The sequence below is a fragment of the Undibacterium sp. FT79W genome, from assembly GCF_014284215.1.
GTDB lineage: Bacteria > Pseudomonadota > Gammaproteobacteria > Burkholderiales > Burkholderiaceae_D > Undibacterium > Undibacterium aquatile.
Map to the genome: position 1 here is coordinate 95,685 of NZ_JACOGB010000007.1, position 21,041 is coordinate 116,725.

Below are 21,041 nucleotides of genomic sequence, written 5' to 3' on the forward strand. Positions count from 1 at the left end.
TCCGTTCATGACCATCACACAATTGACCATACAAGGCGAGCATCCCATTCATGGGCCGCATCAGGCTTTACTGCAAGAAATTATCGATCACAGCAAGGCAACGGCATCCAGCCAGTTGAATGACTACGCGCTACGTCTTAATGGCGTCAGCCTTGATGATGCGGCATGGGTGCAGATACAGCAGCAATGCTTCGACGCTGAGCTGGATGTAACCGCGCAAACACAAGCACGCGCCCTCAGTGATTTTAAATTGGTGGCGATGGACATGGATTCGACGCTGATCACCATCGAATGCATCGATGAAATCGCGGACATGCAAGGTCTGAAACCACAAGTCGCAGAAATCACCGAAGCTGCCATGCGCGGTGAACTTGAATTCTGCGAAAGCCTGACGCGCCGGGTTGCGCTGCTCAAAGGACTGGATGCCTCTGCATTGCAACGCGTCTACGATGAACGTTTGCAACTATCGCCGGGGGCAGACAAGATGCTGAAAGCGATTCAACAGGCAGGCTTAAAAACCCTGCTGGTCTCAGGTGGTTTTACTTTCTTCACCGACCGCATGAAATCTCGTCTGCAGCTCGATCATACCCATGCCAATGTACTCGAAATCGAGAATGGCAAACTGACGGGCAAAGTCGTCGGCGGCATCGTTGATGCAGATGAAAAGAAAAGAACCGTTGAACGCGTCTGTGCAGAAATGGGCATCACACCAGATCAAGCCATCGTGATGGGCGACGGTGCTAACGATCTGAAGATGATGAAAATATCGGGCATGTCTGTCGCTTTTCGCGCCAAACCCGTGGTCCGCGCACAAGCCGATGTCGCATTGAACTTTGTCGGGCTTGATGGTGTGTTGAATTTATTCTGAACGCGTTTTGAACTCGCTATAAGTTTCCCATCGGCGGCTCCCTCCATTTCATTTTTCACGCTTTCACTAATAATGGCTTCAGACACAGAGTTTGAAGCCATTATGCGTTGCGACACACAACACAGTTCACCGAACCTGTCACAACAACATGCCAAGAGGCGCTCTCTGCGTATCTGTTTTCTTCCGCAATAAAACCGAAATAAAAAATAGTACGAACGTTCGATTACTTAGGTTAAAATAGTTTTTGCCATCTGTTCCGGAGTTCATCCGGGGTTAAGATCACATAACAATTTATATCCGCCAGGAGACATTGATGTTTGAAGAATTCATGGGCACCATGCCGGTTGCTGATCGTCAGAAATTCGATATAGGCGCACTTGCTGACTATATGCGGCAACATGTCGAAGGCTTCGATGCCTCATTAGCAGACCAATTGGTGGTAGAACAATTCAAAGGCGGCCAGTCTAACCCCACCTTCAAACTCAGCGCGGGCAATCAACGTTATGTGATGCGCGCCAAACCGGGGCCGGTTGCCAAATTACTGCCATCCGCACATGCAATCGAACGCGAATTCAAAGTGATGAATGCTTTGAATAAAGCCGGCTTTCCGGCTGCCAGACAATACGCACTGTGCGCCGATGAAGACGTGATCGGCCGCGCTTTCTACATCATGGAATTTGTCGATGGCCGCGTGCTGTGGGATCAGTCTCTGCCAGGCATGACGCCAGCGCAACGCGGTGAAATTTACGATGAAATGAACCGCGTCATAGCACAGCTGCACACCATAGACTACGCTGCTATCGGTCTGGCGGATTACGGTAAGCCAGGCAATTACTTTGCGCGTCAAATCGACCGCTGGACGAAACAATACCGCGCATCGGAAACCGAGAAAATCGAGGCGATGGATAAGCTGATCGAATGGCTGCCGCATAATATTCCCGCCGGTGACGACACCAGCATCGTGCATGGTGACTATCGTCTCGATAATATGATGTTCCATCCGACGGAACCACGGATTCTGGCGATACTGGATTGGGAACTGTCCACACTCGGTCATCCGCTGGCGGATTTTTCATATCACTGCATGAGCTGGCATGTGACACCGGGGCAGTTCCGCGGCATCGCGGGTCTCGATCACAAGGCGCTGGGCATTCCTTCCGAGCAGGAATACATCGCGAAGTATTGCGAACGTACAGGTAAAACCATACGTCCGGAAGATTTCAATTTCTATCTTGCTTACAATCTGTTCCGCATGGCAGGCATTCTACAAGGCATCATGAAACGTTATGTGGACGGTACGGCATCCAGCGCTCAGGCGAAAAAGTCTGGCGAATCGGCAAGACCGATGGCGGAACTGGGCTGGAGCTACGTACAGAAACAAGCATAATGGTTTTTATCGTTCTTATCGTTTAATAAGAATACAAGCAGCAGGCAATTCATTTTCATCGTAAAAACAAAAACCGGAGACAAAATGGAATTCGAATACTCAGATCGCTGTAAAGAGCTGCAAGCTAAATTATTGCGCTTCATGGATGAACACATTTATCCGAACGAACAAGCCTACAAAGAAGAGATAGACCGCAATGGACTGGAAAAAGGTAACCGATGGATAGCAACGCAGATCATTGAAGATCTGAAGCCGAAAGCCCGTGCAGAAGGTTTATGGAATCTTTTCCTGCCAAAATCAGCGCGCGCACCTGAGGGTTTGTCGAATCTGGATTACGCGCCTTTATGCGAAATCATGGGTCGCGTCGGTTGGGCGCCGGAAGTATTCAATTGCTCCGCGCCGGATACCGGCAACATGGAAACAATCGAACGCTACGGTACCGAAGAACACAAAAAACAATGGTTAGAACCGCTGCTGCGCGGTGAAATCCGCTCGGCTTTTGCGATGACTGAGCCTGGTGTTGCTTCATCAGATGCCACCAATGTGGAAACCCGCATTGAGCGCGACGGCGATCATTATGTGATCAACGGCCATAAATGGTGGATTTCCGGCGCTGGTGATCCGCGTTGCGCCATCTATATTCTGATGGGGAAAACCGATTTCAATGCGGCACGCCATGCGCAGCAATCGATGATTTTAGTTGATGCAAAAACGCCGGGCATCACGGTGAAACGCCCTCTTCCTGTCTTCGGCTACGACGATGCACCGCATGGTCATTGTGAAATCCTGTTTGAGAATGTGCGCGTGCCAGCATCGAATATTCTGCTCGGTGAAGGCCGTGGTTTTGAAATCGCACAAGGCCGCCTTGGCCCTGGACGCATCCATCACTGCATGCGTGCAATTGGTGTGGCAGAACGCGCACTGGAGTTGATGTGCAAACGCCTCAACAGCCGCACCGCATTCGGCAAGAAGATTTCTGAGCAAAGCATCTGGCGTGAGCGCATTGCTGAATCCCGCATTCAGATTGATACAGCGCGTTTATTGACGATGAAGGCGGCGTATCTGATGGATACGGTCGGCAACAAACATGCGCAGGCAGAAATCGCGATGATCAAGGTGCTGGCGCCGAATGTCACGCAGCAAGTGTTGGACTGGGCGATACAGGCACACGGCGCTGGCGGTGTCTCTGGTGATTTCCCGCTGGCAGCACAATGGGCTGGCAACCGTACCCTACGCTTGGCGGATGGCCCGGATGAAGTTCACCGCAATGCGATTGCGAAACTGGAACTGGCAAAACACATCGATCTGAAAGAAGATTTGGGCTTGCCGATTACCCGTTCCTGATCTGCATCACGAGCAATTCACCCTTGCTCAAACCAAGCAAAAAGGCGAAGAATATCTTCGCCTTTTTTTATTCTGCGGGCAACCAGCCCGAGAGTTTTTCGTCCAGTATCAGTGCGCCTTCCCGTGCCAATACGATACCGCCACCGTCGCTGAAATCACGATAGCGCAGCCTATCAAGGCCCGCAGATTCGGGGTTTCATGTAACACCAGATACGCAATGGCTATTCCATACACTGGTTCCAGCGAGGTCATCAAACTCGCAAACCGGGTAGAAACATGGCGCAGGCTATACATGAACAAGCCGTGCGAGATCGCAGTAAACACAACCCCCATCAGTGCCAGCCCCCACCATTCGTTAGCAGAAATCTGACTGAGACCACCATTCACCAACACAAATGGCAGCAAGGTAAGAGTGGCGACGCTATTTTGCAGAAATGCCAGCCGGAACGGCGCAATATGACCGCCCTGCCAGCGATTTGCCAATACAAGTAAAGCAAAGCTGAATCCAGAAAAGATACCAAGCAATAAACCGGTCACCGGCGATTGTGCTGCCGCATTTACTATGTCACCGCCACCAGTATCACTGACCATCACAGCCATACCGATCACGACGGCGAGTGCCGCGTACCAGTCCTTACCATCCCGTTTTTCCTTGAACAGCCACGGCTCCAGCCATGTCACGAACAAAGGAAAACTGGCGAAGCCCATCAGGCCATAGGTGACAGGCGCCACCTTCATCGCGGCAAAAAAACTCAGCCAATGTACCGCCAGCAAAGCGCCGCACAAGATCACCGTTTTTGGCACCGCGCGAAAAGAAAATTCACGCTGAACCAGCAACAAAGGAATCAGGCTGAGGCTGGCAAACAAGGTTCGCCCGAACACCAGTAATAACGACGACACCGCCAACACTTTACTCAACACACCCGCACTGCCGAACAAAAATATCGCAAAATGCAAAGCTACATAAGGCACAACCGAACTGTTTTTCATCAATCTGTACACGCAAGCAAGACAAAGATGTCGCATGATGCCATCATTCTCTGCATCTGGTAAGGCAGAATAGTCGTCTGCACAAAATGGCACAAAATGGCGCAGACTGACCGCTGACGATATAGCTTATAAAAACATCCCGCCGGATGCTTCGATGCGCTGGCCATTAATCCAACCACAGCTATCCGACAATAGTGCCGATGCAACGCCGCCAATGTCATCCGGCAAACCTGCGCGACCCAATGCGGTCTGATTGGCAATAAACTGATTCAGTTGTGCATTATCCCTAACGACGCCACCACCAAAATCAGTGGCAATCGCGCCCGGCGCAATCACATTGACTGCAATGCCACGCGCATCCAGCTCTTTTGCCAGATATCGACTCAATACTTCGACCGCCCCCTTCATCGCCGCATAAGCAGCATGCCCCGGCAAGGAAAATCGTGTCAGACCGCTGGACACATTCAGGATACGGCCGTGATCTGCAATCACTGGCAACAGGGTTTGCGTGAGAAAAAACACGCCTTTGAAGTGGATATTCATCAACTGATCGAACTGTGTTTCACTTGTTTCAGCAAACGAAGTATGTCCGCCTATCCCGGCATTATTCATCAGAAAATCGAACTGATGCCGTTGCCATTGCTGAGCCAGTACCTGTTGTAATTTTTCAGTAAATCCGGCAAAGGTATCTGCTGCGCCGGTATCGAGTTGCAATGCTACTGCCCGCCGCCCCAGTGCTTGTATTTGTGCAACCACAGCATGTGCATCGGCTTCCCGACTCTGATACGTCAGAATAATATCGACACCTTGCCGGGCCAAGACGAGCGCCGTGTTTTTACCCAATCCACGGCTGCCGCCGGTGATCAGGGCGATTTTCTGCTGTGAGGACGAGACTGGGGTGTTTGTGTCTGCGTTTGCATTCGTATTGTTCATGGTATGACTCCTGATGAAATGACCCATCACAAATGGGATGGATGCAGTGTATAAGCGCGACCTTTGAAGATAAATAACGCAAAAATGATCACACTGTTCGTTATTTGCGAACAATCAACACTTTCAATGCTATATTTCCTGCATTCACTCCTGTAGCTGGGTTAAAGGGCCGTCTGATGAATCAGTTTGAAGCAATGCACATTTTTGTCCGGGTGGCGGAGTTGGGCAGTTTTACGCAGGCAGCCGATCAGATCGGATTACCGAAAGCCAGTATTTCCACTTCCGTCAAACAACTCGAAAACCTGCTTGGCACCAGCTTGCTGCACCGGACGACGCGCAGCGTACAGATGACTGCGGATGGCCTGATTTTTTACGAACGCTGCAAAGACATGCTGGCGGATATGGAAGAGCTGCAAACGCTGTTCCAGCAAGGCCCAAGCCAGATCAGCGGTCGCCTGAGGATGGATTTGCCGAGCGCATTCGCACGCAATATCGTGATTCCCCGTCTGCCAGAATTTTTACGCTTGCATCCGCGACTGGAAATCGAATTAAGCAGCACTGACCGGCGGGTCGATCTGATCCGGGAAGGCTTAGATTGTGTGATGCGTATCGGCAATCTGAGCGACAGCAGCCTGATTGCCAGGCCCCTGGGGAAACTGCGGCAAATCAATTGCGCCAGCCCGGCCTATATTGCACAGCATGGTATGCCTGTCAGCCTGGCGGATCTGGGTCGGCATCAGCTGATTCATTACGCCAGCAATTTTAGCGGCAAGCCAACGGGTTTTGAATACGTAGAGGAAGGCAAACACAAGACTATTGCTATGTCCGGCGTACTCACCGTCAATAACAGTGATGCTTATCAGGCCGCGTGTCTGGCTGGTTTCGGAATTACCCAAGCTCCGGCGATTGGTACCAGAGAATTGATAGAACAGGGCCTGCTGATCGAAGTGCTGCCGGAATTCACCGCAGCGGCCATGCCAGTCTCACTGCTATATGCAGATCGCCGTCACCTGCCGAAACGAACGCAAAGCTGGATGAACTGGGTAGCCGGAATCGTGCAAGCGCATCTGATACCATGAGAAAGAGGATTCTGTGCGCAAATTGACAAATCTCTGCATAATAAGCATCAGATCAGTATTTAACACCTGTCCGACAAATCCATAATGGGAGCACACGATGATAGACGTTTATTCCTGGCCTACACCTAACGGTCACAAAGTCCATATCATGCTGGAAGAATGTGGTCTGGCGTACCGCGCGATTCCGATTGATATCAGTGCAGGCGACCAGTTTAAGCCTGAGTTTCTCGCGATTTCTCCGAACAATAAAATCCCGGCCATTGTTGATGCCGACGGCCCCGATGGGCAACCGATTTCTTTATTTGAATCCGGTGCCATTTTGCTCTATCTCGCCGGGAAAACCGGTAAATTTCTCGGCAACACTGACAGAGAAAAATATGACACCCTGCAATGGCTGATGTTTCAGATGGGTGGCTTTGGCCCTATGCTGGGCCAAGCACATCATTTCCGCGTTTATGCGCCGGAAAAAATTGACTACGCAATTGATCGATACACAAATGAAGCAAGACGACTATATGGCGTCATCGACAAAAAACTTGCAAGCTCTGAGTATCTCGCTGGCGACGAGTACACGATAGCCGATATTGCCGTGTTTGCCTGGGCGCGCTCCTTTGTCAATCAGGGAATCGACTGGGCCGATTTCCCTGACGCAAAACGCTGGTTTGATGTCATCAGCGCCCGCCCTGCGGTTCAGAGAGGCGTGCAGGTTCTCGCCAATTTACGCAAACCATTAGAAACTGATAAATCAAAAGACATCTTATTTGGCAAAACCCAGTACGCTAAAAAATAACGTTAACCACTCACAGAAGGAAGCGCGGCGAAGATAATAATCCGCCCGTTTCTTACCAGGATTTATATGCGCCGACCTGTAAAACGAAATAGAATCAAGCTCGCCGCAGAAAGCCAGAGACTGGTAAATTTGTCACTGGCGGTCGCACAATCAGCGAGTCGCATCGAGGATCTGACCTGGCAGGAAAAGCTTGATCTGTATGTCTCGAAAAATCTGAGACAGCATCATCAGGAAATCGTTGATGCGGCGGCAGAGAATTTATTTGCATCTCATCCCAACGGTTACGAAGTCCTGGTTGAAACACTGGAAACGGTCAGCACCTGCTCCAGCGTTGAAATACAAGGAAAAAAATTCACGACGCTACTCATCGCGGCACCAGTGCTGGCCTGGACCCGTTTTGAAATCGCATCCGGGGCGATTCCGGCTGACATACTGTCGCAACTCTCCGGAAAACTGATAAACAATATGCTGATGCCGTCCACTAAGCTGCGTCTGCTGCCGCATTTATATTCAATCGATCAGTTGCCACGCAATCACTGCGAGACTTATGCGCTACTGGAACGCCATGCGATGGCTGTACTGAAAGACAGCAGTTATCCGGTTGAGACTGAGCACGCACAAACTGTTCCTTTTCTGGCGGATATACGCTACGTGCTTGGCGTGCTGGTGGCACCGGCCGACGCGCCGATTTTTCAGTGGCAGGCATTAGAAGCCCCTTATGATTGCGCAACTGCAAAAAGTAATGCCCTGCTCGCGTGGCAGGAACAGGCTGCCCCCGCCATCAAACACCTGCTGCCTGGATGTGGCATTGAACTCCTGTTACCAGAGGCGTTTTACACCGCTTGCCGCGAAGCCGATGTCAAAATTCGACCGGCATCGATACGCTCCGCCATATTTTATCTGACGCAGACGTTGAACAAAGAAGCGTCGCAACTCAGCGTTGTGATTGCCTCTTGTGGGGTGCAGGACACACCGGGCCAGATAGACGAGTTCAGAATCAGCTTTTGTCTGGCCGATGCTCCCGAAGTGATCTATGGCGTGGTCTGGCCACTGTATCAGGCGGAAGATCAGCTTGCTGCCGTCAGCCTTGACGAAAGTGGAAAACTGACTGGCGATATCCCGGATATACTGACTGATTGCGGCATTAGTAATATTCTTCAGATAGACGAAATTTTTGCGATGGAATTTTGCGACGATTGCGGCACCCCATTATTCGCAGACCGCGATGCCGAACTGGTACACCCTGAAATGCCGGACGACACTCCATCTCCCGGCACGGCACACTTCCACTAACCCATCCCGACATTCATCTGACCAGCGATACATTTGCTGGTCAGATGTTATCCCGCTTATTTCGCACATTTCGTCTTTTACTTCGCAAAATCCTCTGCCCAGCTTCGTCTGAAGTGATATTTTTTCAGGCAAGCACATTTGCAGTCACCGAAATTTAAATCCGTTGTACAATAAGTTTTGAACGGTCGTGCTTTTTTATTTCAATCTGAAATTGTTGTCAGTTTTGTCGAAGGAAATCAGAAAGAAATACAAGGCTCACACGCGCAGTAAAAACAGACCGTCAATCATCCAGGCATTCAACCTCAGGAGACAATATGGATTTGAATTACACACCGGAAGATCTCGCCTTCCGGGATCAGGTGCGCAGTTATCTGGAAGCAAACCTCCCGACTGACCTGCAGCAAAAGGTATTGAACCACAAACGCTTATCCAGAGAAGATTTTGTCCGCTGGCACAAGATACTGGCCAAACAAGGCTGGGTCGCTACAGGCTGGCCGAAAGAATACGGCGGTACTGGCTGGACGCCGACGCAACGTCATATTTTCGAGGAAGAATGCGCACGCGCAGGCACGCCGGCGATCCTGCCATTCGGCGTGAATATGGTGGCGCCTGTCATCATGGCGTTTGGTAATCAGGCACAAAAAGACTATTACCTGCCGCGCATACTGAATTGCGATGACTGGTGGTGTCAGGGTTACTCGGAGCCAGGTTCAGGCTCCGATCTCGCTTCACTCAAAACCCGTGCTGAACGCGTCGGTGATCATTACATCGTGAACGGCCAGAAGACTTGGACTACGCTGGCGCAGCATGCCGACATGATCTTCTGTCTGGTACGCACAGAACCTAACGGCCGTAAGCAAGAAGGCATTTCTTTCCTGCTGATCGATATGAAAACCCCGGGTATCACGGTGCGTCCTATCATCATGCTCGATGAAGACCATGAAGTGAATGAAGTGTTCTTCGATAACGTCAAAGTATCGGTACAAAACCTGATCGGAGAAGAAAACAAAGGCTGGACTTACGCCAAATACCTGCTCGGTCATGAACGCACAAATATCGCTGCGGTTGGCCGTGCAAAACGCGAATTACAATTCCTGAAACGTGTCGCTGCTGAACATCATAAAAACGGCCAACCACTGATCGACGATCCGGTGTATGCAAATAAAGTCGCGAGTCTGGAAATCGAAATCATGGCGCTGGAAATTACGGTGATGCGTGTGATTTCTCAGGATAGCGGACGTCCGGGGCCGGAAGCCTCTTTGTTGAAAATCAAAGGCACAGAGATTCAACAGCGACTGACTGAATTAATGGTCGAAGCAGTCGGCCCGTATGCGCAACCATTCGATCCGGCTTTCCTCGAAGGCGAGAATGAGCACAGCGTCATGGATGACGACGATGCTGCCGCCCTTGCCGCTTACTACTTCAACTTCCGTAAGACCTCCATCTATGGCGGCTCTAACGAGATTCAAAAAAATATCATTACCCAAATGATTTTAGGACTGTGAGGAGAGCACCATGGATTTCGCATTAACACAGGAACAGACACAATTTGCCGAAGCAGTTCGTCGTTGGGTAGAAAAAGACTACGGCTTTGAACAACGCAAACACATCATTGCTTCTGAAGAAGGTGTTTCAGCAGCAGCCTGGTCTGCGTTGGCAGAACTTGGTGCGACGGCCTTGCCTGTCCCCGAAGATCAGAACGGCTTTAACGGCAGCGCAATCGACATGATGGTAGTCATGCAGGAACTTGGACGCGGTCTGGTCATCGAGCCGTATTTCGCCACCGTATTTGCGGCTGAATTTCTGAAGCAGGCAAAAGCGCATTTCGACGTGCTGGAGCAGGTTGCTGGCGGAGAAATCAAACTCACAGTCGCTCTACATGAGAAACAATCACGCCACGATTTAACCGATATCGCGACGACAGCGACAAAATCTGCCGACGGCTATACGCTGAACGGTAAAAAGACCGTGGTGTTACATGGTGCTCAGGCCGACAAGCTGATCGTTTCAGCGCGCGCCAGCGGTGCTGCTCACGATAAGAATGGCATACAGTTGTTCATTGTCGATGCCAATGCCGCAGGTGTAACGCGTCAGGATTACCGCACCATCGATGGCTATCGTGCGGCGGACATCAGTTTTACTAACGTTCAGGTTCCCGCGATTGCCTTGCTCGGCCGCGAAGATGGCGGCTGGGAATTACTCGATGCGGTGTCTGACTATGGTGTTTCTTTACTGTGTTCAGAAGCCATTGGCATTATGGAAGCCATCACCTCGGCAACGCTGGAATATCTGAAAACACGCCAGCAATTCGGTGTCCCTATCGGTAAATTCCAGGTGCTGCAACACCGGATGGCAGACATGTTCATGGAAATGGAGCAGGCGCGCTCGATGGCAACGTTGGCGGCAGTCAAGGTGTCGTCAGAGAATGCTGAAGAACGTCGCCGCACTTTGTCAGCAGCCAAAGCTCGCGTTGGTCAGGCCGCGAAATATATCGGCCAGCAGGCAGTGCAATTACATGGCGGCATGGGGGTGACCAATGAATTGCCGGTCGCGCACATGTTCAAACGACTGACCATGATAGAGCTGTCGCTCGGCGACACCGATCATCATCTGGCCCGCTTCGTTGCACAGCCTGGTTTTAAAAACGCTGCATGATAAAAAAGTCCCGACCCTGCTCGGGACTTTTTTCTATGTCCGTCACACCAGTGTGGCGAATATCGTTTGCGCAGCGATAGTAAACAATACCTGAATATTCATGCGCCTGACAGAGGGAAAAACCGCTGTCAGGCGCATCAATACTCAGAGAAAGCTCAAAAAACGTAAAGAAATTCAGATAAAACCCAATAAAAATAATGTCATCAAGGAGACCGTATGACGACCAAGCAATTCACCTGGTATTTTGAAGATTTCATTCCCGGCAGCGTGATTCCACTGGGACAACGCACTGTCACCGAAGAAGAAATCATCCACTTTGCGCAGCAATTCGATCCGCAATCTTTTCACGTTGATAAAGACGCCGCCAAAGCTTCGATCTTCGGCGGCGTCATCGCCAGCGGCTGGCACACCTGCAGCATGATTATGCGCATGGTGGTCGATGGTTTCATTGCCGATTCGTCGAGCATGGGTTCACCCGGTGTGGACGAAGTGCGCTGGATACTGCCAGTGCGCCCCGGCGATACACTGACCGTCAGCGCTGAAACCGTCTCAGTAAAGCCATCGTCATCGCGCCCGGACAGAGGCGTCGTCAACACGGTCTGGAAGGCAGTCAATCAGGATGGACAACTTGTCTGCACCATCAAAGGTATGGGTATGTTTGGTCGCCGCCCGCAAGCATAAGGAGAACGACATGCGTGAAATCAAATCCCTCGCGGAACTCAAATCGCTCGTTGGCACTCAGGTAGCAAGCTCAGACTGGATCAGCATATCTCAGGAAAGGGTGAACACCTTTGCCGACGCCACTGGTGATCATCAATGGATACACATAGACGTGGAACGGGCAAAAAAGGAATCGCCATTTGGTGGCCCGATTGCGCACGGTTTCCTGACCCTCTCTTTGCTACCCATGCTGATGGCAGACGCGCTGCACCTCAGTTACGTCAAAATGGGCGTGAATTATGGGCTCAACAAAGTACGCTTTCCAGCACCAGTACCGGTCGGCAGCCGTTTGCGTGCTCACCTGACATTGCTGCAGGTCGACGACATCAAAGACGGCGCGCAAATGACCTGGGAAGTCAGTATAGAACGCGAAGGCAGCGACAAACCTGTCTGCGTTGCAGAATCAATTGCGCGTTGTTACTAACGTCAGAGAAATTTTAAATTTGTACGGGTGGCAAATCGGTGTTAACGATTTGCCACTCGTCGCTTTCTTTAACAGCGAAACATCATTTAGCCCACGAACAATAGGGATGTTTCAGCAAATTCGCGTTCGCATAACGACGATCATGGCTGACTTCTTCCCCGAGCCACGCAGGTCGTTCAAACACCTGATCTTCGGATTGCAATTCCACCTCCGCCACTACCAAGCTAGCGTTGTCACCAAAAAATTCATCGACTTCCCAGACCAGATCACCTGCAGGAATGCGGTAACGGTTTTTCTCTATCAAGGGTTGTTGGCATACCTGATCAAGTAAGGCCTGCGCGTCCGCCAAAGAAATCGCATATTCCCATTCGCCACAGGCTATGCCGGTCGACAAACCTTTAATCGTCAGCATCGCAGCATCACCGTCAATCCGCACGCGCACGATACGTCCCGGCTCAGCACTGATATACCCCTGACGCAAATAAGTTGCCACGCCCTGCTGCTTCCACTCATCGCCAACGACGAGAAACTTACGCTCTATTTCTATACCCATGTGCTTTTAACCTTATGCATGTTCATCGTCCCGAACCATTATTTTCCCTGCTTTTAGCGTTGAAGAAGACAATGCGCGAAAAAAAGACACCGCGCAAATACTGCCGGTGTCTTTTTTATAAAAATAAACTTTCTCAGTTATTCAATGAAGCCAGGATCGGTTGCAACATCGCTTCACCCAGTTTGATACTGCGGGCACCATCCCATCCGGTTTCGGCGTCCGGCAAATTTGCATTGTCTTTGAATGGCAATTCCAGTGTCAGTGATACGCATTTAAATGTGTGACCAATATACTTAGAAGCCAATTTCAACATGTCTTCATTGTATTTCGACGCCTCGTAACCAAACTTGGTCTGAAAATCAGGGCTGGCAGCGCAGAAGCTATCGACAAATACTTGCTGCTCTTTTGCCTGCTTCTCGGTGAAGCCTTCGATCATCTCACTACCTGCCACAAATACATATGGCAAAGCCTCGTCGCCATGAATATCCAAAAACAGATCACAGCCGGTCTCATGAATCTTGTTTTTTACGTGGAATACTTCCGGACTGGTTTCCAGTGATGGCGTCATCCATTCGCGGTTCAGATTAGCACCGGCAGCATTCGTGCGCAGATTGCCGCGCGCAGCGCCGTCAGGATTCATATTCGGCACGATATACAATACCGCCTTATCCAGAATACTGCGGGCAATTGGGTTAGCCGTATCCAGCAAGGCGCCCAGCAGTCCTTCGACCAGCCACTCCGCCATCGTTTCGCCAGGATGTTGACGGGCAATAATCCAGATCTTTTTCTCAGCAGCAGGATCGCCAACCACCACCACATTCAGATCGCGCCCATCAACGGTATTACCCAGATCCACGACTTCGACCAACGGTGAATGCTGAACACTGCTCAGTAAATCGAGGTGACGTTCCCAACTGTATGGCTCGAAATAAGCGTAATACACGCTATCGTATTCAGGCGTATGACGTATCGTCATCACCTTACCATCAAATTCCGTATCGACACGGAACCAGGTTTCACGGTCATAACTTGCCACCGCACGATAATTTTCCCAACCCTTAGCATAAGTCGCCTCGCCTGCATTCAGAATACGCATCACTGTTTCCTGGTGACGCGCACCTTGCAAACGGAAATGAAACCATTGCCAGATATCGGCATGTGAATCTTTACGCAACTTCAGTTCGATTGTATCTGCCTCTTCTGCCTTCACCACTTCGATCGCTCCCGCGTCGAAATTCTGACTGATTTTTATGGTCATAAATATGTATGTTGTGTAGTTTTATTCCCCACCGCAGCGCCAATTCACGTCAACAACATCAGGAATTCACGCATACGACCTGTGTGACTGTATTTTTACAGCTTTTCAGGAAATATGAAAATATTTTAGTCAAATATTCAAAATAAATTGTTAAATTCTTTCGGGGATTTTCTGCAAAACGACACTGGCAAGCATGGTAAAAACGCCATTCATGCACTATAATCTTTGGCTCGGAGTCGGGGCGTAGCGCAGCCTGGTAGCGTACTTGCATGGGGTGCAAGGGGTCGTGTGTTCGAATCACACCGTCCCGACCAATAAAATCAAGGACTTAGGCCAATCATGCGATTGGCCTTTTTTCTTTCTGGGGAATGTACACAAACAGATTTTTCTTCTTTTTCCGACGAAATGAAGTTAGCCAAGGCTTCCGTTAGTTCAATAACCTCATAAGAAAGATGCTGGCACATTAATCGATATCGGCCAGCTTTTCTTTGCGTCATGGGAATGTCATGTCCAAACCGATCAGGCGGCTAAGGACGAAGGTAATCAGCCCCAAGCCCAGCAGCAACAGCATGAAAACTACGACCACCTTGCCGCCCGTGCGCAGCACTGCGCGCATCTCCGCTTCACTGTCTTTCTGCTTCTGCCCTTGATCGTAATGCCATTTGATGGCGAAAAACATGCCTGTGCCAAGCACGAGAAGTTTAAATATCACTAAGACTATTGGGGTCCAATCCATCATTTTGCGTATTTCCAGGCTATTACTTAACAGTATTTATCGTAAAAGGCGCGACCTTAAAACGCTGCGTTAGCCGTTACACTTTTCGCTTGCCCATTTCATCAGGCATTCAGTTTGAATTGTCATTCGATTTATATCGATAACACGGGGCGCCTAAAGCGCAGTGATAGGCCGAATAGGGCCGAATAGAAACGAATGCAGATGAAAGATGAAAGATGAAAAAGAGAAAACCTTAACGACTGTCATGCAAGCGCAGCATTACTGCACGCACTCAGGCATACTACTTCAAAACAATTTTCATACCTTGAGACAAAATGTCTCAGTTGAAAAACGTACAACAAGAAAAGTACCTATCTGCTTACCAGGATTCGCAGTACACAGTGCGCCACGCCTGATGCAGATGGCGCATTCGTCGCAGATCAACCGATCTTGAGCTCGTCGCAGCTGGTACGTGCAGCACGCAGCGTGAGCATCATTCGAGAGTTCGATAAATGTAGTCGCACATTACTTCACTGCTTGAGTGTTTATTTATCATGATCTCATACGGGAAGATGAGCCGACCGCAAACACCTCTATCTTTTTTCAGACGAAATTCGTTCGGAAATCCGAATATCAACACCAATCATTTTCCGGAAAACCGATCCCCTCGCGCATTTACACCTAAAAATTACCTATAGCAATCAACAGCTTATAGATTATTTAGTAGTGGCATGATCTGTGCGATAGGAACACCAGCCTCGCACTCGCGCGGCCAACAAATAAATAACGGAGACAAACCCATGAGTGCAGTAAGAACTCACATGGAACACGGCCAGTCCGGTAACAGCAAAACCCTTATCAACAGCGACAACATCCAACGGCCGAGTGCACAGGCAAAACACGACATCACTGTTGTCGATATCCGTCTTAATGGAGAAATCGTGCCCAAACGCAAAATAATCAGCCTTGGGCAACATGCTGAAATTCATCGCCCCGAAGTGCTGATCGCGCCACCAATGATCCCGAATATGACCGTCTGAAGTCCACTTCACGTCAAAACAATAGGAAGCCATTATGAAATTGAACAAATTAACGACGCTGATCATGGTTGCCATGGTATTCGGCATCATTGTCGGCTATGCATGCAACACTCTCGCTACAAGCCCTGCTCAAGCCAAGGAAATAGCCTCTTACTTCAGCATACTGACCGATATTTTTCTACGCCTGATCAAGATGATCATTGCCCCGCTGATTTTCGCCACTCTGGTGTCAGGTCTGGCTGGCATGGGTGACTCGAATGCAGTTGGCCGCATCGGTGCCAAAGCGTTGGGCTGGTTCGTCGGCGCATCGCTTTGTTCGCTGGCACTGGGTCTCGTCTTCGCAAATTTATTGCATCCCGGTCTGAATCTCGGCATTCCTTTACCGGAGGTCGGCAGTTCTGTTGGTTTAAAAACCAGTGCGCTGAATCTGAAGGATTTCATCACGCATGTTTTCCCGAAAAATATTTTCGAGGCAATGGCTGCGAACGAAATTCTGCAAATCCTCGTCTTTGCGGTGTTCTTCGGTGTAGCTCTCGGTCATATTCATAATCAATCCGCCCGCAGTCTGGTCAAAACACTGGAAGAAGTCGGCCATGTCATGCTCAAGGTCACCGATTACGTGATGCGTTTTGCGCCCGTCGGCGTCTTTGGTGCTGTTGCTGGCATTATCACGACGCAAGGTCTGGGCATGTTGATGGTTTTCGGAAAGCTGCTGATCAGTTTCTATGTCACGCTGGGTGCTCTTTGGCTGGTGCTGATTCTGGCTGGTTACTTTGTACTGGGTAAGGAAGTTTTCCGTTTGATCAAACTGATCCGCAGCCCGATGCTGTTGGGTTTTTCTACCGCCAGCAGCGAATCGGCCTATCCGAAATTGATGGAGCAACTTGAAAAATTCGGCATCCGCGACCGCATCACTGGTTTTGTACTGCCGCTCGGTTACTCGTTTAACCTTGACGGTTCAATGATTTATACCACCTTCGCAGCGCTGTTTGTCGCCCAGGCTTACGGTATCGAACTGAGTATCACCACGCAGATCGCCATGCTATTGGTACTGATGATCTCCAGCAAGGGCATCGCCGGTGTACCGCGAGCCTCTTTGGTTGTAGTCGCCGCAGTATTGCCGATGTTCAACCTGCCGGAGGCGGGTTTGCTGCTGGTTCTCGGCATTGATCACTTCCTCGACATGGGACGCACTGCCACCAATGTGCTTGGCAACGCAATTGCCACCGCCGTCGTCGCCAAGTGGGAAAATGCGATAGACAATGTCGACAATTCACTGGCTGAAGCAGACGAAGCATTACCTATCGCAGATGATCTGGTGATGACTAAAGCATCCTGATTTTTACTTGCTCTCTGGTTCAGTACGGTCTTTGGACTGAACCAGAGAGCGACACCCGATCAGTCCTGTAATACCTGATTTTAGGGAGTGAACGACGAAAAGTTACACCTCTTTCTTGCGTTCGTTTCGACTGCAATACCCTCATCAGGCTGGCCGGCATCAGAAAAAATGGCTCCGTTTTTTAGTTTCCGCCATAGAGCTAATCCCAGAACCAACAACGACCAGAGAGTGCCGCCTGTTTGTCAATCATGGTCGCAAATTCCTCTATAATAGGCCGCCGAACCACCCCGCCACCATGTCCAGTCATCGTCCCCTACGCTACCTGTTGCTTCTGATATCGCTCATTATCCTGATGGTGATGAGTGGGTTTGGCGCGTACCGCATTGCCCAGCAACTAGGTCTGGCCGACCTGCAAACCACGGGTTTGCATCGCCTTGATCTGTACAGTGCCAGCCTAGAACGTGAAATCGGTAAATACGCATTTCTTCCCGGCACGCTGGGTCTGGAACGTGACGTTCTGGCCTTGCTGGAAAAGAGTAACCATGACAAATCGGGTAAGCTGGAGCCACAGGTCAACGCTTACCTTGAGCAACTCAACGAGCGTGCAGGCACGCTTTCTATCTATTTAATCGATACCAACGGGCATGTCGTTGCCTCCAGCAATTGGCGTCGTGCTGACAGTTTCGTCGGCGAAGAGCTTGCGTTTCGCCCGTATTTTCGTGAGGCGATGGAGAGCGGTCATGGGCGCTTCTTTGGTATCGGGACAACCCGCGGCGAGCCCGGCTATTACCTGGCCTCGAAGCTGACTGACGATAACGAGACGCTGGGCGTTGCCGTCATCAAAGTCAGCCTAGAACAACTTGAAAAATCATGGACTACCGTCGAAACCCCTGCCATGGTCAGTGATGAAAATGGCGTCGTCATCCTCGGTTCGGTCGCCAACTGGAAATTCACGACTCTGCGTCCATTGGAAGAAAAGACCCGTACAGCCTTCGATCAGACGCAGCAATACAATCGGCGCGCCCTGAAACCGTTGGGCTTGAAAGAGTTGCGCGAACTCGATCACGGCGCAAGACTGGTCAGCATTGCGAAGGATAGTCCTGAGATCGCCTCGGTCTATCCAGTGGCTGGGCGTTTTCTGGCGCAATCACGACCATTGCCCGGTACACCCTGGACGCTGACCGTACTTTCGCATCTGAAACAGGTCGATGATATTGCGCAAAGCCGTGCCGCCGTTGCAGTTGTCGTCACCGCACTACTCTTTATGTTTGGTCTGATGGCCAATGAACGACGTCGTCATCTGAAGGATAGGCTGGCTGCCCGCGAAGCGCTGCAACAAGCGCATGACGAGCTGGAGCGCAAGGTAAATGAACGCACTGCTGACCTGTCCGCAACCAATCTCCAGTTACAGGACGAAATTACGGAACGCATACGCGCCGAGCGCACATTGCGTGCCGCACAGGATGAACTGGTGCAAGCCGGCAAGCTGGCGGTAATCGGGCAGCTATCGACCGGCATCGCGCATGAACTTAACCAACCACTGGCTGCCCTACGCACACTCTCGGGCAATGGCGTGCGCTTCCTGGATCGCGGCGATCTCAATACTGTTCGCACTAATCTCGAAAGAATTGCCCAACTGACGGATCGCATGGGTCTGATTACCGGCCAACTGCGTACCTTTGCCCGCAAGTCCAGTGGTCAGTTACAGGCGGTTCCGCTATGTAATGCCCTGGACAATTCGTTGGCACTGCTAGAGCAGCGCTTGATTCAGGCCAATGCCGAGGTTCGCCGCTACTGTCCACTGCCCGAGCCAGTCGCGCTGTGCGATGTCAACCGACTGGAGCAAGTATTAATCAATCTGATCGGTAACGCACTTGATGCCATGGAAGGTCAACCCGCGCCCGTTATTGAGCTTGGCTGTGAATCAATCGGCCAACAAGCACGCCTGACGGTGCGCGACCACGGACCAGGGCTGGACGACACGGCTCTGAGCCATTTGTTCGAAGCGTTTTTCACCACGAAACAGGCCGGTGGCGGACTGGGCCTGGGACTGACGATCTCTGCCGACATTATTCGCGATTTCGGTGGCACCCTGACCGGTACCAACCATCCCGAAGGCGGTGCTCTGTTCACATTAGAAATCCCTCTCATACACAAGGCTGGGCAACATGAGTGAAGTTCTGAAAGTACTGATCATCGAGGATGACCCAGACGTCGCACTTGGTTGCGAACAAGCGTTGCAACTCGAAGGCATTGCCGTCGAATGTGTCAGCAGCGCGGAGCAGGCACGCCGCCGGCTGGGTCGTGACTTTCGCGGTGTCGTCGTCAGCGACATCCGGCTACCAAAAATGGATGGCATGAGCTTCCTGCGTGAGACGCTCAACATTGATCCGGAATTGCCAGTAGTTCTGATCACCGGACATGGTGACATCTTAATGGCCGTGCAAGCGATGAAAGATGGCGCACACGATTTCATCCAGAAACCTTTCGCTCCGGAATATCTGGTCGAGGTCGTGCGCCGGGCGCTGGAAAAACGTCGCCTTGTACTGGAAGTGCGCGATCTGCGGCGTCAACTCGACCAACGCGACCTGCTCGAAGGAAAAATGATAGGCCGCGCGCCATCAATGCAAAAAATCCGCGACATGGTCGCCCGCCTCGCCGACAGCGCAGCAGATGTGCTGATTCACGGTGAAACCGGGACTGGTAAAGAACTCGTCGCCCGTTGCCTGCATGAAGCCAGCTCGCGCCGACACGGTAACTTCGTCGCCATCAACTGTGGCGGGCTACCGGAAACCTTATTTGACAGCGAAATTTTCGGCCACGAAGCTGGCGCATATACCGGTGCTGCAAAAAAACGTATCGGTAAAATTGAGCACGCCAGCGGCGGCACGCTGTTCCTTGATGAAATCGAGAGCATGCCGCTCGCCATGCAAATCAAATTGCTTCGCGTACTGCAGGAACGCACTCTGGAACGTCTGGGCTCGAACACACCGATTGCGATTGACTGCCGCGTCATTGCCGCGACCAAAACAGACTTAGTCGAACTGGCCGCCACTGGCGCTTTCCGTAACGATCTGTATTACCGCCTTAGCGTCGCCACACTGGACCTGCCGCCACTACGCGAGCGGCGTGAAGACATACCTCTGCTTTTCGAACATTTCCTGCTGCTGGGCGCAGCACGCCATCAACGCGCGGTGCCGGAGACAACAGCCAACCGCATTCGCCAATTAGTCGGTTACGGCTGGCCGGGAAACATCCGCGAACTCCGGAACGTTGCTGACCGCTGCGTTCTCGGGATAGAGAGCGGCTCACCACCTTTTGGCCAGCCACAAACAGACGGCGCAATATCATTAGCCGAGACCGTCGATGCGTTCGAACGAGCACTGATCGCCGATGCCCTGCACCGCCACCGCAGCCTCGCCCGCACGGCAGAAGCACTGGGCGTCGCAAAAACAACACTGCACGACAAGATAAAAAAATACGGACTGGATGGAAACTAAAGGCAGTGAATAAAGGCAGTTAAGCAAAGGCGACGCCTGCTGATCCGGCCACTCACATTTACTAAGGCCTTTCAAATCACGTCTTGACAGACCCGTCTGACCGCCCCGCTAATTGTCAAACACCGTTAAGCATTAACAAAAAGTAACAGTGCA

General features: G+C 51.0%; 21 protein-coding genes and 1 tRNA gene. 16 read left to right on the forward strand and 6 right to left on the reverse strand.

Annotated elements, in window-relative coordinates; all coding sequences use genetic code 11:
* The first annotated feature begins 7 nt into the window (after positions 1 to 7).
* From serB to H8K38_RS13705, 3 genes are all read left to right on the forward strand, one after another.
* Positions 8 to 868, forward strand: a complete 861-nt coding sequence (gene serB, locus H8K38_RS13695; RefSeq protein WP_186885395.1) for a phosphoserine phosphatase SerB — start codon at positions 8 to 10, stop codon at positions 866 to 868.
* Between the two features lie 313 nt (positions 869 to 1,181).
* Positions 1,182 to 2,255, forward strand: a complete 1,074-nt coding sequence (locus H8K38_RS13700) for a phosphotransferase (protein ID WP_186885396.1) — start codon at positions 1,182 to 1,184, stop codon at positions 2,253 to 2,255.
* An 84-nt stretch (positions 2,256 to 2,339) separates the two neighbouring features.
* Positions 2,340 to 3,599: an acyl-CoA dehydrogenase family protein gene (locus H8K38_RS13705; RefSeq protein ID WP_186885397.1), complete on the forward strand. Its 1,260-nt coding sequence runs from the start codon at positions 2,340 to 2,342 to the stop codon at positions 3,597 to 3,599.
* A 108-nt stretch (positions 3,600 to 3,707) separates the two neighbouring features.
* On the opposite strand, the gene H8K38_RS13710 is transcribed toward H8K38_RS13705, so the two are convergent.
* Both H8K38_RS13710 and H8K38_RS13715 read right to left on the reverse strand, forming a co-directional pair.
* Positions 3,708 to 4,589, reverse strand: coding sequence for a DMT family transporter (locus H8K38_RS13710; RefSeq protein ID WP_186885398.1), 882 nt, complete (start codon positions 4,587 to 4,589; stop codon positions 3,708 to 3,710).
* Positions 4,590 to 4,715: 126 nt separating this feature from the next.
* Positions 4,716 to 5,522, reverse strand: a complete 807-nt coding sequence (locus H8K38_RS13715; RefSeq protein WP_186885399.1) for an SDR family NAD(P)-dependent oxidoreductase — start codon at positions 5,520 to 5,522, stop codon at positions 4,716 to 4,718.
* 173 nt (positions 5,523 to 5,695) lie between these two features.
* Between H8K38_RS13715 and H8K38_RS13720 the strand changes: the two genes are divergently transcribed.
* From H8K38_RS13720 to H8K38_RS13750, 7 genes are all read left to right on the forward strand, one after another.
* Positions 5,696 to 6,601 (forward strand): LysR family transcriptional regulator, encoded by a 906-nt coding sequence (locus H8K38_RS13720; RefSeq protein WP_222610869.1) that lies wholly within the window; start codon positions 5,696 to 5,698, stop codon positions 6,599 to 6,601.
* A 97-nt stretch (positions 6,602 to 6,698) separates the two neighbouring features.
* Complete coding sequence (locus H8K38_RS13725; protein WP_186885401.1) at positions 6,699 to 7,391, forward strand: glutathione binding-like protein; 693 nt, start codon at positions 6,699 to 6,701, stop codon at positions 7,389 to 7,391.
* A 66-nt stretch (positions 7,392 to 7,457) separates the two neighbouring features.
* Positions 7,458 to 8,684 (forward strand): DUF2863 family protein, encoded by a 1,227-nt coding sequence (locus tag H8K38_RS13730; protein WP_186885402.1) that lies wholly within the window; start codon positions 7,458 to 7,460, stop codon positions 8,682 to 8,684.
* A gap of 314 nt (positions 8,685 to 8,998) precedes the next feature.
* Entirely contained in the window at positions 8,999 to 10,189 is a 1,191-nt protein-coding gene (locus tag H8K38_RS13735; RefSeq protein WP_186885403.1) for an acyl-CoA dehydrogenase family protein, read from the forward strand.
* A gap of 10 nt (positions 10,190 to 10,199) precedes the next feature.
* Positions 10,200 to 11,339, forward strand: coding sequence for an acyl-CoA dehydrogenase family protein (locus H8K38_RS13740; RefSeq protein ID WP_186885404.1), 1,140 nt, complete (start codon positions 10,200 to 10,202; stop codon positions 11,337 to 11,339).
* Positions 11,340 to 11,555: 216 nt separating this feature from the next.
* The gene (locus H8K38_RS13745) at positions 11,556 to 12,020 is read left to right on the forward strand and encodes a MaoC family dehydratase (protein WP_186885405.1); all 465 of its coding nucleotides are present in this window, start codon (positions 11,556 to 11,558) and stop codon (positions 12,018 to 12,020) included.
* Between the two features lie 10 nt (positions 12,021 to 12,030).
* A complete protein-coding gene (locus H8K38_RS13750; RefSeq protein ID WP_186885406.1) occupies positions 12,031 to 12,483 on the forward strand; it encodes a MaoC family dehydratase in 453 nt (150 codons plus the stop codon).
* 82 nt (positions 12,484 to 12,565) lie between these two features.
* Here H8K38_RS13750 and H8K38_RS13755 read toward each other — a convergent pair whose 3' ends face one another.
* On the reverse strand, positions 12,566 to 13,036 hold the full coding sequence (locus H8K38_RS13755; protein ID WP_186885407.1) for a CYTH domain-containing protein: 471 nt from the start codon (positions 13,034 to 13,036) through the stop codon (positions 12,566 to 12,568).
* Between the two features lie 133 nt (positions 13,037 to 13,169).
* A complete protein-coding gene (locus H8K38_RS13760) occupies positions 13,170 to 14,294 on the reverse strand; it encodes a carboxypeptidase family protein (RefSeq protein WP_186885408.1) in 1,125 nt (374 codons plus the stop codon).
* Between the two features lie 237 nt (positions 14,295 to 14,531).
* Here H8K38_RS13760 and H8K38_RS13765 point away from each other — a divergent pair.
* Positions 14,532 to 14,608, forward strand: a tRNA-Pro gene (locus H8K38_RS13765).
* A gap of 6 nt (positions 14,609 to 14,614) precedes the next feature.
* On the opposite strand, the gene H8K38_RS13770 is transcribed toward H8K38_RS13765, so the two are convergent.
* Entirely contained in the window at positions 14,615 to 14,791 is a 177-nt protein-coding gene (locus H8K38_RS13770; protein WP_186885409.1) for a hypothetical protein, read from the reverse strand.
* On the reverse strand, positions 14,788 to 15,033 hold the full coding sequence (locus H8K38_RS13775; protein WP_186885410.1) for a hypothetical protein: 246 nt from the start codon (positions 15,031 to 15,033) through the stop codon (positions 14,788 to 14,790). The genes H8K38_RS13770 and H8K38_RS13775 overlap by 4 nt, the downstream gene beginning before the upstream one ends.
* A 205-nt stretch (positions 15,034 to 15,238) precedes the next feature.
* Between H8K38_RS13775 and H8K38_RS13780 the strand changes: the two genes are divergently transcribed.
* The 5 genes from H8K38_RS13780 to H8K38_RS13800 all read left to right on the forward strand — a co-directional run bounded on the left by H8K38_RS13780 (position 15,239) and on the right by H8K38_RS13800 (position 20,888).
* Positions 15,239 to 15,463: a hypothetical protein gene (locus tag H8K38_RS13780; protein ID WP_186885411.1), complete on the forward strand. Its 225-nt coding sequence runs from the start codon at positions 15,239 to 15,241 to the stop codon at positions 15,461 to 15,463.
* Between the two features lie 346 nt (positions 15,464 to 15,809).
* Positions 15,810 to 16,049, forward strand: a complete 240-nt coding sequence (locus tag H8K38_RS13785; RefSeq protein ID WP_186885412.1) for a hypothetical protein — start codon at positions 15,810 to 15,812, stop codon at positions 16,047 to 16,049.
* Positions 16,050 to 16,083: 34 nt separating this feature from the next.
* Positions 16,084 to 17,388, forward strand: a complete 1,305-nt coding sequence (locus tag H8K38_RS13790; RefSeq protein WP_186885413.1) for a dicarboxylate/amino acid:cation symporter — start codon at positions 16,084 to 16,086, stop codon at positions 17,386 to 17,388.
* A 295-nt stretch (positions 17,389 to 17,683) separates the two neighbouring features.
* Positions 17,684 to 19,564 carry an ATP-binding protein gene (locus tag H8K38_RS13795; RefSeq protein ID WP_186885414.1) on the forward strand — a complete coding sequence of 627 codons (1,881 nt, stop codon included), beginning with the start codon at positions 17,684 to 17,686 and terminating at the stop codon, positions 19,562 to 19,564.
* Complete coding sequence (locus H8K38_RS13800; RefSeq protein ID WP_186885415.1) at positions 19,557 to 20,888, forward strand: sigma-54 dependent transcriptional regulator; 1,332 nt, start codon at positions 19,557 to 19,559, stop codon at positions 20,886 to 20,888. The genes H8K38_RS13795 and H8K38_RS13800 overlap by 8 nt, the downstream gene beginning before the upstream one ends.
* The last annotated feature ends 153 nt before the right edge of the window (positions 20,889 to 21,041 follow it).

What these genes read in the sequence shown, in the direction of transcription:
- serB (WP_186885395.1), top strand. Translation starts at nt 8, where the DNA reads ATGACCATCACACAATTGACCATACAAGGCGAGCATCCCATTCATGGG.
- H8K38_RS13700 (WP_186885396.1), top strand. Translation starts at nt 1,182, where the DNA reads ATGTTTGAAGAATTCATGGGCACCATGCCGGTTGCTGATCGTCAGAAA.
- H8K38_RS13705 (WP_186885397.1), top strand. Translation starts at nt 2,340, where the DNA reads ATGGAATTCGAATACTCAGATCGCTGTAAAGAGCTGCAAGCTAAATTA.
- H8K38_RS13710 (WP_186885398.1), bottom strand. Translation starts at nt 4,589, where the DNA reads ATGAAAAACAGTTCGGTTGTGCCTTATGTAGCTTTGCATTTTGCGATA.
- H8K38_RS13715 (WP_186885399.1), bottom strand. Translation starts at nt 5,522, where the DNA reads ATGAACAATACGAATGCAAACGCAGACACAAACACCCCAGTCTCGTCC.
- H8K38_RS13725 (WP_186885401.1), top strand. Translation starts at nt 6,699, where the DNA reads ATGATAGACGTTTATTCCTGGCCTACACCTAACGGTCACAAAGTCCAT.
- H8K38_RS13730 (WP_186885402.1), top strand. Translation starts at nt 7,458, where the DNA reads ATGCGCCGACCTGTAAAACGAAATAGAATCAAGCTCGCCGCAGAAAGC.
- H8K38_RS13735 (WP_186885403.1), top strand. Translation starts at nt 8,999, where the DNA reads ATGGATTTGAATTACACACCGGAAGATCTCGCCTTCCGGGATCAGGTG.
- H8K38_RS13740 (WP_186885404.1), top strand. Translation starts at nt 10,200, where the DNA reads ATGGATTTCGCATTAACACAGGAACAGACACAATTTGCCGAAGCAGTT.
- H8K38_RS13745 (WP_186885405.1), top strand. Translation starts at nt 11,556, where the DNA reads ATGACGACCAAGCAATTCACCTGGTATTTTGAAGATTTCATTCCCGGC.
- H8K38_RS13750 (WP_186885406.1), top strand. Translation starts at nt 12,031, where the DNA reads ATGCGTGAAATCAAATCCCTCGCGGAACTCAAATCGCTCGTTGGCACT.
- H8K38_RS13755 (WP_186885407.1), bottom strand. Translation starts at nt 13,036, where the DNA reads ATGGGTATAGAAATAGAGCGTAAGTTTCTCGTCGTTGGCGATGAGTGG.
- H8K38_RS13760 (WP_186885408.1), bottom strand. Translation starts at nt 14,294, where the DNA reads ATGACCATAAAAATCAGTCAGAATTTCGACGCGGGAGCGATCGAAGTG.
- H8K38_RS13770 (WP_186885409.1), bottom strand. Translation starts at nt 14,791, where the DNA reads ATGACGCAAAGAAAAGCTGGCCGATATCGATTAATGTGCCAGCATCTT.
- H8K38_RS13775 (WP_186885410.1), bottom strand. Translation starts at nt 15,033, where the DNA reads ATGATGGATTGGACCCCAATAGTCTTAGTGATATTTAAACTTCTCGTG.
- H8K38_RS13780 (WP_186885411.1), top strand. Translation starts at nt 15,239, where the DNA reads ATGAAAGATGAAAAAGAGAAAACCTTAACGACTGTCATGCAAGCGCAG.
- H8K38_RS13785 (WP_186885412.1), top strand. Translation starts at nt 15,810, where the DNA reads ATGAGTGCAGTAAGAACTCACATGGAACACGGCCAGTCCGGTAACAGC.
- H8K38_RS13790 (WP_186885413.1), top strand. Translation starts at nt 16,084, where the DNA reads ATGAAATTGAACAAATTAACGACGCTGATCATGGTTGCCATGGTATTC.
- H8K38_RS13795 (WP_186885414.1), top strand. Translation starts at nt 17,684, where the DNA reads ATGTCCAGTCATCGTCCCCTACGCTACCTGTTGCTTCTGATATCGCTC.
- H8K38_RS13800 (WP_186885415.1), top strand. Translation starts at nt 19,557, where the DNA reads ATGAGTGAAGTTCTGAAAGTACTGATCATCGAGGATGACCCAGACGTC.